This window comes from Acinetobacter bereziniae, from assembly GCF_016576965.1.
Classification (GTDB): domain Bacteria; phylum Pseudomonadota; class Gammaproteobacteria; order Pseudomonadales; family Moraxellaceae; genus Acinetobacter; species Acinetobacter bereziniae.
In genome coordinates this window covers 1,269,020-1,285,258 of record NZ_CP066119.1, presented here as the reverse complement: position 1 = coordinate 1,285,258, position 16,239 = coordinate 1,269,020, and the positions used below count along the sequence as shown (strand labels likewise).

Sequence of the window (16,239 nt, the reverse complement as noted above, 5' to 3'; positions counted from 1 at the left end):
ATTAACAATCAAATTTTAATTATTTTTACCGTAAAAATTAACCCTCTAAACTCAGCTCAATTTTTATAAAATCAAGTCGACACGTATGTCTGGTAAAAATCTTCTTACAACACTTTCTATTGCTTTATTCAGCCTTTCTATTTCAGCCTGTAATGACAGTGATTCAAATGAATCCAATGGCAGTGTGGGAACTCAAAAACAACCGAACATCTTATTTATCATGGCGGATGATCTTGGCTATTCAGATTTAGGCGCTTTTGGTGGTGAAATCCACACCCCAAACCTTGATGCGCTGACCCAAGAAGGACGTATTTTAACCGATTATCATACTGCACCCACCTGCTCACCGACGCGTTCACAATTGATCTCAGGCACTGATCATCACTTGGCAGGGATTGGAGCGATGGCTGAACTTACCCCTGCGCATTTAAAAGGACAACCCGGATATGAAGGTTATTTAAATGAACGTTCCCTTTCAATCGCAGAGGTGCTTAGAGACAATGGTTATCGTACCTATATTAGTGGAAAATGGCACTTGGGTTTAACCCCAGAAACCAATGCACAGGCCAAAGGTTTTGATCACTCATTCACTTTGTTACAAGGCTTGGATTTACATTTTAAACAAGCACCTACAGCCTATAAACGTAATGCCACCTATACCGAAGATGGCAAACAAGTTGCAATCTCATCACTGCCTGATGATTTCTTCTCGACCAATTATTTCACCGATAAGCTACTCAGTTATTTAGAGTCTGGTAAAAATTCAGGTAAACCCTTCTTTGCTTACGCGGCTTATACAGCGCCACACTGGCCAATTCAAGCACCTCAAGAATATCGAGATCGTTATCGTGGCGTGTATGATGTTGGTTATGATGCGATCCGTAATGCCCGTATTGCAAGACAAAAACAACTTGGACTGATTCCTGCCAATTTTACGGCTGCTGAACCGATTGCAACACAAAATGCCCCTCAAAAATATGGCAAATGGAATGAACTTTCCTCTGAACAAAAGGCTTTAGAAGCACGCAGAATGGAAATTTATGCGGGCATGGTGGAAAACTTGGATGCCAATATCGGTCGTGTCATTCAATATCTCAAACGTAATCATTTATATGACAATACCTTAATTTTCTTTGTTTCTGATAACGGTGCTGAAGGTTTTATCCGAGGTAACTATGGTGCAGAGTCAGGTTTTGACAACAACTTAAATAATGTTGGTACAGCCAACTCTTATCACTATGTTGGTCCCCGTTGGGCTGAAGTCAGTGCAGCGCCATTCCATTTATGGAAAGACACCGCAGGTGAAGGGGCGACCACCGCACCAGCCATTGTAAAACTTCCAAACCAAACTCAGGCTCAAGCAATTCATCATGGCTTTGCTTCAGTACTGGATGTTTTCCCAACTGTGTTGGAGTATGCCAATATTGCTGTTCCACAGGGTCAATACAAAGGGCGTCAAATTAATACCCCAAGTGGTTACTCGTGGAAATCTGTACTAGAAAATAAAGCACAATGGATTCGCCCAGCTCAATTTAGTTTTGCGGATGAACTGCATGGCAGTAAGTATGCTCGCCAAGGAGACTGGAAAATTGCTTTACAAGGCAAAGCTGAGTTGGGTACAGGAACTTGGGAACTGTATAACTTAAACAATGATCGTGGTGAAACCAAGAACTTGGCACAGGACAATCCAACAAAAGTACAGGAACTCATTGAGGTATATAACAAATATACCCAACAAAATGGAGTGAAGGAATACAATATTCAATGAAGCTTCAGCATGTTCCCATTTTATTGTATAGCCTGTCACTTATGGCAGGCTGTAGTAAGGTACAACCTGATCGCCCTTCACCACAGCAACAAACTCAATTGGCTCAACTTGGCACATTAAAGCAATGCCAAGAATATTCAGGCTTACCAGAGGCGTGGGGGCAAAACCCAACCGCAGGAATGGTACGGATTCCCAAAGGTTCATTTCAGCTCGGTTCTAATCAAGCTTATCCAGACGAAATCAATTTTGGAGCAAAACAACGTCAGGTTGAAAGTTTCTGGATCGACCAAACGGAGGTTACCGTTGCCCAATTCTCCAGTTTTGTAAAGGCAACGGGCTACATCACAGATGCTGAAAAACAGCATCAAGCTGCTGTATTTTCTCCGAATAAGCAGACGCCTCAACAATGGTGGCAACTCAAAGCAGACTATACGTGGAAAAGTCCAAATGGTGCTAAAGGTCAAGCACCGCTGCCTGCTGAACCTGTTCGCTATGTCACTCAAAATGATGCCGAACATTATGCTGTTTGGTTGGGGCATGATTTACCCACAGAACAAGAATGGGAGTATGCTGCCAAAGCAGGATCGACCACAGATACACCATTACACCAAACACCAGAAGATGCACATCAACACCCTCAAGCCAATTATTGGCAAGGTGAATTTCCATTTAATAACACACAAGCAGATCACTTTGAAGGCGTTGCTCCAGTGGGCTGTTATGCTGCAAATGCCTTTAAGTTGTTTGATATGATTGGCAATGTTTGGGAATGGACCTCATCTATTTATCGAGGGGCACACGATCAACACATGGGGAATTATGCAGATCTTCGTCAACAGCGTATTGCGGGTACTCAGTACGTGATTAAAGGCGGTTCTTTTTTATGTGCTTCTAATTTTTGTTCTCGTTATCGCAACAGCAGTCGCTACCCTCAGGAGTTTGATTTGGCTGCGACACATGTTGGCTTTAGAACTGTTTTACGTGCACCTTAAACGTGAAATAGATAAAAGCCATAGTTTTATAAAGCATAATGATCTATAAAATTATTTTTATATTTCAATCAGGTGTTTCATATCCATTCATTTTAGAATAATGAAACTGTATCGTCAAACTGCCTGATTATTCATATAAGTGTTTTGATATAAATCCTGCATATTCAATGAACTTTATGGTTTGTCTTAACGTTCATTTTATTGATCTATTAGACCTCTTGCGAAAGTAGGTTTTTGGGTCATTTAGCTATATGCAATACCTTATATAGTCAAACCGCCTGATTATTCATACAAGGGATTTGGATGATTCATTTATTTTTTACTTTTGAATCATAAACAGTCTTGCTATCACGAGGCGACATGGATGTCGCCATGTTGAGCGGGGGTATTAGGATGTACCCCTCGCTCAACAGAAGATTTTTGTTACTTTTCATCTCTGAAAAGTAGAGTATCGCCTACGCAAAACAATTTAAACTTTAGAGCTAAAGCGTGGCAATGCAAGCTTTATATCATCAAACAATATATTGATCGCTTTAATTTTATTGATAAACAGAAATGATATTCTACTGTATGAATTTTTCAACAGATTAACTATATAACAAAGATCACAGCTGCTCAAATTTTGACTAACGCAAGAGGTCTATTGAAATTATATTTTACAGTATGCGTTTTTCAACAGACTGACGATATATCAAAATTAGGAAAATAATCATATTTATCAGTGGCTTGAAATTTTATACAAAATTACTCAGCCATTCGAAAATGGCTGAGCAAAATAATGACTTATTGACGAATGGATTGATTCAGTTTTTTAGCGAACTGTTGAAGATCAGCATGTTGGATGGTGGTTTTACCTTTACTGATGGCTTGGAATTGTTGCGCTGCGGTTTCCTGCATTTTGAGTTTTCCTGATGCTATGTTTTGGTCAAAGCGTTGCATAAACTCATCAACATATTCTTTCTCAGTCACAATATGATCACCGTTAGCATCAGTGGCAAAGTATTGCTTATCTCGTGCAGTCAAATAATCTCCAAGCGTGACATAGTTCTTTCCTTGACCATACTGTGTAATGAATTCTTGTGTATTGCTTGGCATAGGCATCGAAATCGGTAATTTCACTCTAAAACCATCATGAGTTGCATTAGTGTTGTCTGATAATTTTGCATCCTCAGCATTAATCAAACCATCCTGATTTTTGTCAAACTGATTGAAGGTTTTTAGACCCGTTTCTTGAAATTCTTTCAAGGTCAATTTTTGATCTTTGTTGTTATCCAAAATACCGAAACGTACATGCGCCTGTTTTTCAGACATTTCACGACGCTGTTTCAGCAAGGGCTCTAAGCGTACTTGCTCAAATTGAACAAACTGCTGTTGCGTAACTTTTTTATTTCCCTTAAATAATTCAGCATAATCTTGAGGATATTGTTTAATCAAACTTGGAGCCGTTTGGTCTTTGTTGTTGGAGTGATAAAGCATATACAGTGCATATGCCTGCTGGTAAACATCCGTTTGCTCTAATGTTTCCGCAATGGTTGATACGGAACTGGTCATTGCTGTGATCGTTGCAATCAAGAGTGCCAATTTTTTCATGTTTATATCCTTAAATATACGTATTTGCTGGATTAAAAAAAACTTTCTAGCAGGTGATTAAAAAAAATTAATATTTAAATTCAATACTTGCAACGACATTACGACCAGGTTCAGCAGCACGGTCAATCATACTTGCCTGATTTGCGCCGGTAAGCGTACCAACTGCGGCATAGTCCCAATACGTCTTATCAAAGATATTATTGAATGCTACATTCAGCTTGGTGAATTTGTTGACGTTCCAATAAGCGGACAAATCAAAAACGGTATAACCTGCTACATTTTGATATTTAATATCATCCTGATAAGACGTGACGTCCTTAGTTGCCATTCTTCCGCCAACTGCTGTAGCTGTCATCCCTAATCCAAATACTTTATTCGGATCATCATAAGCAAACGTCAAGCTTCCCTTTTCTGGTTGAACTGAATTCACACCACTTTTGCCGCCATTTTTATTTTTTGCTGATCCTTTGGTTTTACCCGCAACCAATGCCAAGCTGTAGCCATCAGAGTTTGGAATAAACTGTCCTAAATCAATACGCGTAGACAGTTCTCCTCCCCAAATCTGTGCATCAGCTAAATTCTCAGCTCTGTAGTAACCATAAGGATATTGTGGAGTTGTTCCATAGTTGTAATAGTCGATAAAATCTTTGTATTTGGTATAAAACCCAGTCACATCAAATTTGATACCATCAATTGATGTATTTCTTAAACCCAATTCAAATGCATCACTGGTTTCTTTTTTCAAGTTAGAATTACCAATGACGATATAACTCGGATTTCCAGGTGTGGTTTGATAAACCCCACCAATTTCTGTTGGTGATGGGATTCGATTGCCTCTCGAATATTTTAAATAGCTATAATTACTCGGCGTAAATTGATAGCTGGCTGAAAAGCTCGGAGATACATAGTTATAGTCTTTCGCCTGAACATCGCTATAAGACGTGATCTCAGGTCTAAATTCTTGGCGCTCTATACGGACAGCAGGTGTTAAAATTAAATCACGTCCCAGCACATCTAGACTAAACTCATCTGATGCATAAGCAGAGTAACGTTTCAATTCAGAGTTTAAGAGATAACCACCTTGATAAATGCTTGAAATGGTTTGACCATTTCGTAAGTCAACTTTAGTACTGGCATATTCTTTCTTATCTGCTGCAATACCATATTTTAGCTTTTGATTTTTAAACTCTTTTTTAGCATCTATTTTTAAGCCGGTATTTTTCTCTTTATAAGTTGTTGAAAAATCACGTGCAACTGTTGCACTGTTCATAAAGGCTGTCGCGGTATCATTATTCGATTCCTGATACCATATTTTGCTATTCAGTTGATCGAAAAGCTGGAAATCATTTGGTTTATAGGTATGTAGAATACTGAATTGTGTTCGATCAATATCTTGGTGTTGTCTCGCATCACTTTTAAAATTAGAGAATAAGTTTGCAGCAATATCCTTTGTGTCAGTTTTTTTCTTATAATAATCAGCGGTAAAATTCAGTTGATGTTGGTCTGATAAATTCCACAATAAACGTGTCAGCACCGCATCTGAAGTCCAATCTGATGGAAATGCAGGAGTTTTTGAGTTTGGCTTGGTTTCATTCCCTTCACGATGTGCGTAGGCGACAAGTGCTTTAACATCATCATTACCTACAGCCCCAGTGACAGACGATAACCATGCTTGATCCGCAGAACTATAACCTGCTTTTGCAGTCCCTGCGACTGTTTTACCATCCACTAAATAATCTTCTGGTGATTTATTTTTAAATGAAACTCGACCACCGATACCATCTGTGGAAACATCAGTTGTGCCTGAAACAATATCTACTGTGGTGAACATTTCTGGCTCAATATAATCTCGACCAGCACCACGTTTACTCATACTTTTTGGTGGTACATAAGTACTCACCGTTGCATCTGCTAAATCAACCCCATCGACATCCAAACCGATTCTGTTTGCATCTATACCGCGGATGTTATAACTACTGGTTCCAGTTCCATCAAAAAAAGTTCCGCCACCACCAACAGAAAATGGCGCATTTACCAAGGGTAAATATTTCACGATACCCGCCATGTCTGTGACGCCCGTTTGATCCATGTTTTCTCGATTGATGGATGTCCGACTAACAGGTGCGTCATTTTCATACTGTGCATAAACTGTAATCGTAGCTAAAGAATTATATTGATTATCAGATTTGGATTTTTCTAAACGATGTTCTTCTGCAAAACTGCCTGAACTTGCACCTGCTGCCATCAATGCAAACAAACATAATGATAAATAACGCGGTTTTAACTCCAAACGGTGAGACTGAGCGGTTTGGTAAAGTTCAAAAGGATTTGCATTCATGCGGGAGAAGCCTTTTATTAAAATGATATTGATAATCATTAACCATGTGTATTTTTGCTTTAGCCCATCGTAGAAAACTTAATCCCATACGAATTACAAATAGACACACAACTTAATAAATGAGAATAATAATCAATTAGATTATTATTTACAATATGCATTTTTTATGTTTGAACTTCAAAATAAAGATAAGTCACTCAATTTTCTCACTTTAATCATTCATAAATGCTAAACAAAACAACATTTTATTTAAAATAATTTAAATATAATCACCATAATTTAAACATTAAAAATAACATCAACAGGATGTAAAACCAGCATATTTTTCGGAATTTGGGCAGTATCGCCGATGAATCTAACACACAATCACAATAAAATTGCTTGGCGCAAATTCGAATTTTCTGCTCAATGTTTTTTTATTGCTCGCTGTTATTCAATGGGTTGATTGTTTTTTCACAAGCTCTAATAGCCAATCAGTAAGCGCTTTGACTTTGGGTAATACATTATTTTTTAATGAAACGAGATAATAATGCTGTTCACATTTCAACTCCATGTTTTGAAATGGCATAATCAGCACACCATTTTTTAAGTCATTTTCAATTAATTTTTTGCGTCCCATTGCCATCCCTAAATGATTTTTTGCAGCAGTCAATGCAAGGTCAGAACGATCAAAACTTAACTGAGCTAGATGTTCTATAGGAACGCGAAAATGTTGTGCCCAGCTATTCCATTCTTCTGTTCCTGTGCCATTACTCCATGCCTGACAATCATGCAACAATGTACAATCTTTTAACTTCTCTAAGTTATTGTTCAATTTAATCTTTTCAGCATACTCAGGACTGCATACAGGAATAATTGATTCATCCATTAAATATTGATAATTCAGTTGAGTAGAAGGTTGATGATCAAAATACAAGGCAAGATCAATTCCAGTACGCTGAAAATTCACATTTTCATTACCTGTCAAAATTGAAAGTTGAATATGGGGATAACGCTGAACAAAATCAGGCAAATGGGGTAATAACCAGCACTGTGCGATTGATGGTCTTGCATATAAGGTCAAAGCACCAACCAAAGACTGATTTTTTAATGCATTGATTTCACTATTTAATACATCTAGAGAATACTGTAAAGCATCGAGAATCCGTGTTCCTTCAGGTGTAAGCTTCACTTTACGATGCAATCGTAAAAACAGTTTGATCTCGAGTTCTTTTTCTAACTGGTTTATTTGATGACTCACAGCACTCGGTGTTAAAAACAGTTCTTCTGCTGCCAAAGCAAAAGATTCATGCCGCGCTGCAACTTCGAATGTATAAAGCTTGGAAAATTGAAAACCCGTTAGATTTTTATGTGCGTTGTTCATGCATTTTCCTTTAGACCTTGAATTAAACTTTTATGCAATAGCTGATCCTGTTTGGTGACCGACATTGATCATACAGCATTGATTTAAAATCAAAATATAGTCAAACTTCCTGATTATTCATACCAGTGATTTGATATTAATCATTTATTCCAAATGAACTCTATATCGTTTATACGAATTTTTAGAAACTTTGGATGATTCGTATATTTTTCACTTTTGAATCATAGATGGTCTTGCTATCGTGAGCTGACTTGAATGTCGCCATGTTAAGCGGGGATAAATGAGCAAAAACAAAGCACTGCGTTGTTTGCAGCGCAAGAATACGATTCTACTAAAAATGGATTGATCAAAGTGAAGTATCGTCTACGTAAATCGATTTAAAGGTTAGCCATAAAGCGTGGCATTACAAGCTTTATATCATCAAATAAAATATCTATCGCATCAATTTTATTGATCTAGAAATTATATTGACTCTATGAGTTTTTCGCAGATTGACTATAAAACATCATCCCAATGTGTTCACTGTTCACATGAATGAGTTTAATGCATAGATCAAATTTCTTCGTTTGACAGATTTTTCAAATTTAACTTCAATAGCCCAATCATCAAAGCTTGATCATACAAGCACATGCTACGAAAATGATTTCGAAGTAAGTGCAAGATAATTGAAAACGATTGACTGATCTATGGCGACTTGCACAGATGATCTCAGGAATACTTTTATGGATGCTCAACATATTCACCAATTGATCACTCAATATCCTATTGTTGCTGATCTCATTTCTTTAAAAGAAACGATATGGTTCAATCCAAATTTTACATCACTTGCAGAGGGTCTGCCTTATGTTGGATTGACTCAAAAAGATATAGATGATGCCAGTGACCGCTTAACTCGTTTTGCCCCTTATTTAATGCACGCCTTCCCAGAAACAAAGCCCTCCAAAGGCATTATAGAATCAGAACTGGTAAGCATTGCAAATATGCAACAACGATTAGAACAACATTATGGGCAATCAATACCAGGACAACTCTGGCTAAAGAAAGATAGCCATCTCCCGATCTCGGGTTCGATTAAAGCACGGGGCGGGATTTATGAAGTGCTTTATCATGCTGAAAAACTTGCCATTCAAGCAGGGTTATTGACGTATGAAGATGACTATACAAAACTGGCTAGCCCAACATTTAAAACCTTTTTCAGCCAATACAGTATTGCTGTCGGCTCCACAGGAAATCTAGGTCTTTCGATTGGAATCATGAGTGCTCAACTTGGTTTCGATGTGACTGTACATATGTCAGCAGATGCACGCCAATGGAAAAAAGATAAATTACGCGCGCACAATGTGACGGTAATTGAATATGCCGAAGACTATGGTGTCGCCGTCGAGGAAGGTCGAAAATTAGCGCAGAATAATCCAAATTGTTTTTTCATTGATGATGAAAACTCACAAACACTCTTCTTAGGTTATTCGGTTGCTGGACAACGTTTAAAAAAACAATTAAATGAAAAAAATATTCTTGTCGACCAAGAACATCCATTATTTGTCTACTTACCCTGTGGTGTTGGTGGAGGTCCGGGTGGTGTCGCATTTGGTTTAAAAATGGCATTTGGTGATCATGTGCACTGTATTTTTGCTGAGCCGACCCATTCACCATGCATGTTGCTTGGTGTCGCGACAGGGTTGCATGATGAAATATCAGTTCAAGCATTAGGCATTGATAATATCACTGCTGCGGATGGTCTTGCGGTTGGACGAGCATCGGGTTTTGTTGGACGTGCCATGCAACGATTGCTGGATGGGTTTTATACATTGAGCGATGAAAGCATGTATCTCTTGTTAGGGCTGCTCAATGATTCTGAACAACTGAAATTGGAACCTTCAGCACTGGCAGGCATGCTTGGACCAATTTTGATCCATCAACAGCAAAACTATGCAACGCTCCATCAGCTTAGTCAAAAACAATTCAAAAATGCCAATCATATTATTTGGGGAACTGGCGGAGGTATGGTTCCTGAAGAAGAGATGGAAAAGTATTTGGCTAAGGCACATACTTTAAACGATAAAGGATAGTACCACCGTTCTTTATCATTCGATTTGAGCACACAATGTGGGGCATATTCGATCCATGATTTCATTACCGGATATCCCCCCTTTATTATTTTTGAGATTGATTAAACAACTCCTCCATTTACCCGAAGCACTTGAGCATTTATCCAATTACAATAAATAAAACTCAACTAAATTCAAGCTCTCCAGCCTCTTTCGTTCACATCGTTTTCGCAATTGCATGAGTCAGTTGGAGTTCTTTTAAGAAATGTTTGCATAATTTCTAGACCAGTCATATTGAGCGTATCAATGTATTTATCCTAATGAATAAGTTAAGCTAAACCCTCATGCTATTGAATAAATGTAGATTGTTCAGGTGAAATGCCAATCTTTACTTTGCTTTGCGCGACAATTTCAGATTCGTCTGTATCATTCGGATGAAAGTCAAAATGATAATAAGAGAAAAATTGAGGAATAAGCTTTCGATAGGACTGCATTGCAAAACCTGCAAACTTTACCCAAGACTTAATATTCCATAATTGCTTGTCTCTCGACATCAATACCATTTGATAGATATTTGAAAAAGCAGTAATCAGCACCAAACTAAAGGTGAAAATAGCGACTCGAGGAATATAGGCATCTAAACCTTTTCCATATAAATATTCGTACATATCATATGCCACAGCCTTATGTTCAGTTTCTTCTACACTATGCCAAAGCCATAAGTTACGAATCGTGGTGTCTGTCATTAACTCATTGACATTTTTCATCATTTCCACCACAAGAACTGCTGTATAATGTTCCAAACCAACCGTAACCAATAGATTCCATTTTTTCGGAAAAATCTGCTCTATCGCTTTGAGTATTATCCCAGTCACCTTTTCTAAAGATTCAGGATCTAAACCATATTGTTGAGCGCTGACATGAAAAGCGTGATGTTCTTTAGAATGCATGGCTTCTTGACCAATAAATGCGCCAATATCACGGTCTAATTTTGGATTGCTTTTCACCTTGTCTCTTAATGCACGTACTGAGCGAACAAAATAAGACTCACCTTCTGGAAACAAAGTGGATAGACCTGTGAAGTAATGCGTAAAAGTTGGTTCATTATTACACCAATATTTAGGCATATCCTGAAACTCATAATCCATACGGCGTACTGGAAATGATGCAGGTATTTTTTGCTTTGATTTTTCTATCGCTGCTGATGTAGACATGACTCACCTCAAGGATTAATCTAAAAATAACAAGTTCCAAAAAAGAACTTAAAAGTTAAAATAGTGAGCATGTTCTCACCTGTCAATCAGTTGAATGCCTGATCAACAGAGATTGTCCTTAAATGATAGCGCTGTTCCTATAAAGATAAACCGAATAGGGTCAAATGACATTGAGTCAAACATATCGTACTCACAGGCTTAATAGATTCTTCAATATCAAGATTAAAAAAGTGGAATAATATCTGATAAATCACATAAAATTGTTGATCTGTAAATATCATCATCCCCCTGCTTACTGATACAAGTGATTTAATGTCAATCATTCATACCCAATAAACTTTATGCTTTTGATATAAAATTTTAGCAGCTTTTGCTGATTCATTGATTTTGCACTTTTGAATCCTAGATCATCTTTCTATTTTGAGGTGATATGGATAACGCTATATTCAATTGGATCTAGGATCATCTATTTAAACTTTAGATGTGAGGCGAGACAATCAAAGTTGAATATCACTCAATAACTGATGTTACGCACTTGATTTAAATTAAGTAGGTGAAAAAGAAAAAACTAAATTTACACGACGGAGTCTTACATCCAAAGTTTAAATTTATGGAATAGCCTTCGGCTCGAGGTACTTTTGTTTTGGCATGAGGAGCGAAGCTCCGCAAGGGCAACCATCTTGCGCAGCGGTATCGCTGCTCACCGCAGAACTCGTTTACTATCGTCAAAATATTCAAAGTTTCCCAGAAACTTTACTTATTAGAAGGAGTCCTGACTCAAGCAATTGCGGATGACGTTTTCGCGTATCCACATTCTTCTAGCTCCAAAATTTAATTTTAGAGTTACTGCGTAACATCAGTCAATAATATATATATCATTGATTTTATTATTAATAAAAATTATATTTTACTATTGAATTTTTCAACAGATTGAATAGCGAGCTAAAATCATTTCAAAATCAGCATCGCTATTCAGGAGTGAGGCAAAAGTTTTTAGAGATAAATTGTATATTTATTCAACAATAACGATTATGGCAAATCCAATTCAGCTCTCATTTTCAAAGTTTTTAACAATGCTTGATTGCGAAGCAATTGCAGATTTTTACCTCCTAAACTATTCACAAAGTGCTGAGTCGCATCATCAAGCATCTCGATTTTTTCTTCAGTCAATGTATAGGGTTTCATATCAGCCCACCATTCTGACATTGGCTCACCTAAATGATGCATCGCCGCTTTAAATCCTTGTTGGTTTGCCAGTTGCATATTCAGATATGGACCAAAGATTGCCCAACGTAATCCAGGTCCATTGGTGATTGCGGTATCAATATCTTCTGCACTGCACACCCCTTCAGAAACCAAATAAAATGCTTCTCTCCAAATCGCAGACTGTAAGCGGTTCGCAACATGTCCTTTGACTTCCTTTTGGATCAAAATCGGCTTTTTACCCAATGATTGATAAAACTCAAAAGCATCCTGTATATACTTTGTATGTGTTTTCTCGCCACCAATAATCTCTACAAGCGGTAATAGATGGGGCGGGTTAAAAGGATGTCCCAAAACAATTCGTTCTGGATAAACACAATCTTGCTGAATATCCGATATTTTTAAACCAGATGAACTGGACGCGATTATGGTATCTTCTGGACAATTTTGTGTGAGTTGCACATATAGTTGTTTTTTTAGATCAATTCGTTCTGGACCATTTTCTTGGATAAAGTCGGCATCTTTAACTGCATCTGCAATATTTTGATAAAACCTTAAATTGTTCAAAAGCCCTGTAATATAACTTTCCGAATCACCCTGTTTGTGTTCTTCTAATTCAAATAGATCAAGTAAGTAGCTTTGAACTCGTGTCGTTAAATTGAGTTCTGCATCGGCAGCTGGATCAAATGCACTGACCTGAAATCCTTTACTCAGATAAAAAGCAGCCCAACTTGCACCAATTACACCCGTACCGATAATGGCAACTTTATTGACTGATTTCATATATACACTTCCTCTTATCCTTGAAAAATGTGGGAAATATCTTGATATTTAATAGTGAAAAATAATGCTTTTATAACGGCAAGACTCACTCAAATTTGTGGAGGAATTCGTCCTCCACAAATAATGATGATGAATAAGCAGATCTTTCCGCAGCGATATCAACGGCTAGAATGGATAATTATGATTGGATGAATATTGACACTATTGCGCTGTATAACCGCCATCCATCACCACAGCTTGCCCCGTGACGCCTGCTGCTTTTTCACTGGCTAGAAAAATTGCATAATCTGCGATTTCTTCAACATTCAGTAATCGTTTTTGTGGCACCATAGCTAAAATAACGTCCTCAAGTGCGGTTGTTTCACTGACATTACGCGTTTTTGCCAAATCTTTTATTTGACCACGGACCAAGGGTGTATCTACATAACCCGGACATAATGCATTGACGGTAATACCATCTCGTGCAGACTCTAAAGCTGCCACTTTCGTTAAACCAATCACGCCATGTTTCGCGCTGTTATAACCTGCTTTTCCAGCAAAGCCGATTAGACCATTGATCGAAGCCATATTGATAATACGACCATACTTTTGTGCTTTCATGATTGGAAATACATGTTTAATTCCAATAAAAGAACCCACCAACATTACATTTAACAACTTTTGATAAATATCTGTTGGGAACTCTTCGATTGAAGCAACATGCTGAAAACCAGCATTGTTAATCAGAATGTCTAAACGCCCATAGGTCTTTTGCGTTAACTCAATCGCTGCAGCATAAGCATCTTCATTGGAAACATCACAAGGCGCAGATAAAGCGTCAAATCCATCCTTTTGTAAAGCAAAAACGGCTTCATTGCATTTATCCGCATTCATATCCGAAATGACGACTTTTGCACCTTCAAGTGCGAACTTTTTAGCGATTTCAAGCCCAATACCACTTGCTGAACCTGTGATAAATGCAACCTTATCTTTGAGAAGTTGACTCATGTTTGACTCCCTGTGTTGCTTCTTCAATATAAACTTAGACAATACCAAACCATGTAAATGCTGCAATCGCAACAAACACCGCAATGGTTTTAATGATCGTAATGGCAAAAATATCTTTATACGATTGTTTATGAGTAAGCCCTGTTACGGCAAGTAAAGTAATGACTGCGCCATTATGAGGTAAGGTGTCCATACCTCCTGAAGCCATTGCGACGATACGATGCATCACCTCAGCAGGAATTCCCATTGCAGCGATTGCTGCATTGTACTGATCAGCCATTGCGCTCAACGCAATACTCATACCGCCTGAGGCTGAACCTGTAATCCCTGCTAAAACAGTGGTCGTAACTGCACCATTGACCAATGGATTGGTAAAAGTATGTCCCAAAGCATGACTAATCACTGCAAAACCTGGCAATGCTGCAATGATGGCACCGAAACCGTACTCAGATGCAGTATTCATCACCGCAAGTAAAGAGCCACCAATACTTGCATTGACCCCTTCTTTAAAACTGGTGGATACACGGCGGTAATCAAACATAATGGCGGTAATAATACCCACGATTAATGCTAAACCGACCGCCCAAATCGCCGATGTTTTAGCGACATCCACAGTATAGTTCGCCAGTCCAATTGCATTAAAATCAAAGCCGTTCGGGTACCATTGTTTAATCGCGGTGGATAAATATTTATTCATCACAGCCACCAAAATCAATGGGACAAATGCCATAAATTGGCGTAGTCCAGAACCATTATCCTGTTGTTGAGATTGACTTTCGAATTGTTGTAATTCAGCCTCAGTCAATGTAATACCAGAAGTAAATCCATCACCATTGCGTGCAGCAACACGGCGACGCCATTCCAAATAACTTAAACCGACACCCAAAACAAAAATTGCCCCAATAATTCCTAAAAAAGGTGCGGCATAAATATTGGTTCCGAAAAATGTAGTTGGAATAACATTCTGAATCTGAGGTGTGCCCGGTAAGGCATCCATCGTAAACGAGAAAGCACCTAGTGCAATTGTGCCTGGAATCAAACGTTTTGGAATATTGGCTTGTCTAAACAATTGGTTTGCAAACGGATAGACTGCAAAAACCACCACAAACAAACTTACACCACTATAGGTGAGAATCGCGCCTAGAAGCACAACGGTCAACATGGCATTTTTGGAGCCAATGAGCTCGACAATGGTTTTGGCAATTGATTCTGCAATACCAGACATTTCAACAACTTTACCGAAAATTGCCCCAAGTAAAAAAACCAGGAAATAATCTTTAATAAAGCCCACCATTTTTGGCATAAACACACCAGAATAAAATGGTAAAACGTTGGCTGGATTGATCAGTAAGACGGCAAATAAGGCACAAATCGGTGCCATGAGAATCACAGAAAATCCTCTGTAAGCGGTATACATCAACAGCCCGAGAGAAAGCAAAATTATACCCAGTTCCCACATATCTTTTACTCCGTCCTTAAAGCATATATGTCTAAATCCACCTTGTTTTTTATTTCAAATCATCACAAGGCAGTCCCATCCATTGATATGAATGAGTTATTCAATAAATAAAAATGGATAGTTAGAAAAATTAATTTTCATCAATACATTGAGCATTTATAAATCATCCAGATTTATAAATTGGAATATCCATATCCAAATTATCAATAAAACTATAATCCAAATTTTTAGGGATATTATTTGAAAATATTTATCAGTTAATATGAAAAGCTCATAAATTGAAGCAGATTTATTTTTGTGTTGACTTAATGGGTACTGATATAAAAAAACAAAGTGATGATTTTCAAGATCATTCATGAAAAAGTAGCCCATTCATTCTTTTACAAATTCAAGATTAGCTTGGTTTATCCATACACAATCAATATTTACTCACATAAAAATTAACTTAAACCATTAATAAAATTGAAATTTTATTAATGGATTGAACTCAGCTG

At 37.7% G+C, this 16,239-nt stretch carries 10 protein-coding genes; 3 read left to right on the top strand and 7 right to left on the bottom strand.

Going from position 1 to position 16,239, the window contains the following annotated elements; all coding sequences use genetic code 11:
- Positions 1 to 85 precede the first annotated feature (85 nt).
- Both I9192_RS05895 and I9192_RS05890 read left to right on the top strand, forming a co-directional pair.
- Positions 86 to 1,768 carry an arylsulfatase gene (locus I9192_RS05895; RefSeq protein WP_200150202.1) on the top strand — a complete coding sequence of 561 codons (1,683 nt, stop codon included), beginning with the start codon at positions 86 to 88 and terminating at the stop codon, positions 1,766 to 1,768.
- Positions 1,765 to 2,760, top strand: coding sequence for an SUMF1/EgtB/PvdO family nonheme iron enzyme (locus I9192_RS05890; protein ID WP_005030593.1), 996 nt, complete (start codon positions 1,765 to 1,767; stop codon positions 2,758 to 2,760). Before I9192_RS05895 ends, I9192_RS05890 begins: the two co-directional genes overlap by 4 nt.
- Positions 2,761 to 3,543: 783 nt before the next feature.
- On the opposite strand, the gene I9192_RS05885 is transcribed toward I9192_RS05890, so the two are convergent.
- The 3 genes from I9192_RS05885 to dsdC all read right to left on the bottom strand — a co-directional run bounded on the left by I9192_RS05885 (position 3,544) and on the right by dsdC (position 8,051).
- On the bottom strand, positions 3,544 to 4,350 hold the full coding sequence (locus tag I9192_RS05885; protein ID WP_005030595.1) for a hypothetical protein: 807 nt from the start codon (positions 4,348 to 4,350) through the stop codon (positions 3,544 to 3,546).
- A gap of 67 nt (positions 4,351 to 4,417) precedes the next feature.
- Positions 4,418 to 6,688 (bottom strand): TonB-dependent receptor domain-containing protein, encoded by a 2,271-nt coding sequence (locus I9192_RS05880; RefSeq protein ID WP_005030596.1) that lies wholly within the window; start codon positions 6,686 to 6,688, stop codon positions 4,418 to 4,420.
- A gap of 433 nt (positions 6,689 to 7,121) precedes the next feature.
- Entirely contained in the window at positions 7,122 to 8,051 is a 930-nt protein-coding gene (dsdC, locus tag I9192_RS05875) for a DNA-binding transcriptional regulator DsdC (RefSeq protein ID WP_005030598.1), read from the bottom strand.
- A gap of 722 nt (positions 8,052 to 8,773) precedes the next feature.
- Between dsdC and I9192_RS05870 the strand changes: the two genes are divergently transcribed.
- On the top strand, positions 8,774 to 10,120 hold the full coding sequence (locus tag I9192_RS05870) for a D-serine ammonia-lyase (protein WP_005030600.1): 1,347 nt from the start codon (positions 8,774 to 8,776) through the stop codon (positions 10,118 to 10,120).
- A gap of 326 nt (positions 10,121 to 10,446) precedes the next feature.
- Here I9192_RS05870 and I9192_RS05865 read toward each other — a convergent pair whose 3' ends face one another.
- The 4 genes from I9192_RS05865 to I9192_RS05850 all read right to left on the bottom strand — a co-directional run bounded on the left by I9192_RS05865 (position 10,447) and on the right by I9192_RS05850 (position 15,745).
- A complete protein-coding gene (locus I9192_RS05865) occupies positions 10,447 to 11,313 on the bottom strand; it encodes a metal-dependent hydrolase (RefSeq protein ID WP_005030602.1) in 867 nt (288 codons plus the stop codon).
- 1,029 nt (positions 11,314 to 12,342) lie between these two features.
- The gene (locus tag I9192_RS05860; RefSeq protein WP_005030606.1) at positions 12,343 to 13,299 is read right to left on the bottom strand and encodes a 3-hydroxyacyl-CoA dehydrogenase NAD-binding domain-containing protein; all 957 of its coding nucleotides are present in this window, start codon (positions 13,297 to 13,299) and stop codon (positions 12,343 to 12,345) included.
- 201 nt (positions 13,300 to 13,500) lie between these two features.
- Positions 13,501 to 14,286 carry a 3-hydroxybutyrate dehydrogenase gene (locus tag I9192_RS05855; RefSeq protein WP_200150201.1) on the bottom strand — a complete coding sequence of 262 codons (786 nt, stop codon included), beginning with the start codon at positions 14,284 to 14,286 and terminating at the stop codon, positions 13,501 to 13,503.
- 34 nt (positions 14,287 to 14,320) lie between these two features.
- The gene (locus I9192_RS05850; protein ID WP_005030607.1) at positions 14,321 to 15,745 is read right to left on the bottom strand and encodes a GntP family permease; all 1,425 of its coding nucleotides are present in this window, start codon (positions 15,743 to 15,745) and stop codon (positions 14,321 to 14,323) included.
- Positions 15,746 to 16,239 lie beyond the last annotated feature (494 nt).

Coding starts and splice junctions, on each gene's coding strand:
- I9192_RS05885 (WP_005030595.1), bottom strand. CDS start 4,350: ATGAAAAAATTGGCACTCTTGATTGCAACGATCACAGCAATGACCAGT.
- I9192_RS05870 (WP_005030600.1), top strand. CDS start 8,774: ATGGATGCTCAACATATTCACCAATTGATCACTCAATATCCTATTGTT.
- I9192_RS05880 (WP_005030596.1), bottom strand. CDS start 6,688: ATGAATGCAAATCCTTTTGAACTTTACCAAACCGCTCAGTCTCACCGT.
- I9192_RS05890 (WP_005030593.1), top strand. CDS start 1,765: ATGAAGCTTCAGCATGTTCCCATTTTATTGTATAGCCTGTCACTTATG.
- I9192_RS05850 (WP_005030607.1), bottom strand. CDS start 15,745: ATGTGGGAACTGGGTATAATTTTGCTTTCTCTCGGGCTGTTGATGTAT.
- I9192_RS05895 (WP_200150202.1), top strand. CDS start 86: ATGTCTGGTAAAAATCTTCTTACAACACTTTCTATTGCTTTATTCAGC.
- dsdC (WP_005030598.1), bottom strand. CDS start 8,051: ATGAACAACGCACATAAAAATCTAACGGGTTTTCAATTTTCCAAGCTT.
- I9192_RS05860 (WP_005030606.1), bottom strand. CDS start 13,299: ATGAAATCAGTCAATAAAGTTGCCATTATCGGTACGGGTGTAATTGGT.
- I9192_RS05855 (WP_200150201.1), bottom strand. CDS start 14,286: ATGAGTCAACTTCTCAAAGATAAGGTTGCATTTATCACAGGTTCAGCA.
- I9192_RS05865 (WP_005030602.1), bottom strand. CDS start 11,313: ATGTCTACATCAGCAGCGATAGAAAAATCAAAGCAAAAAATACCTGCA.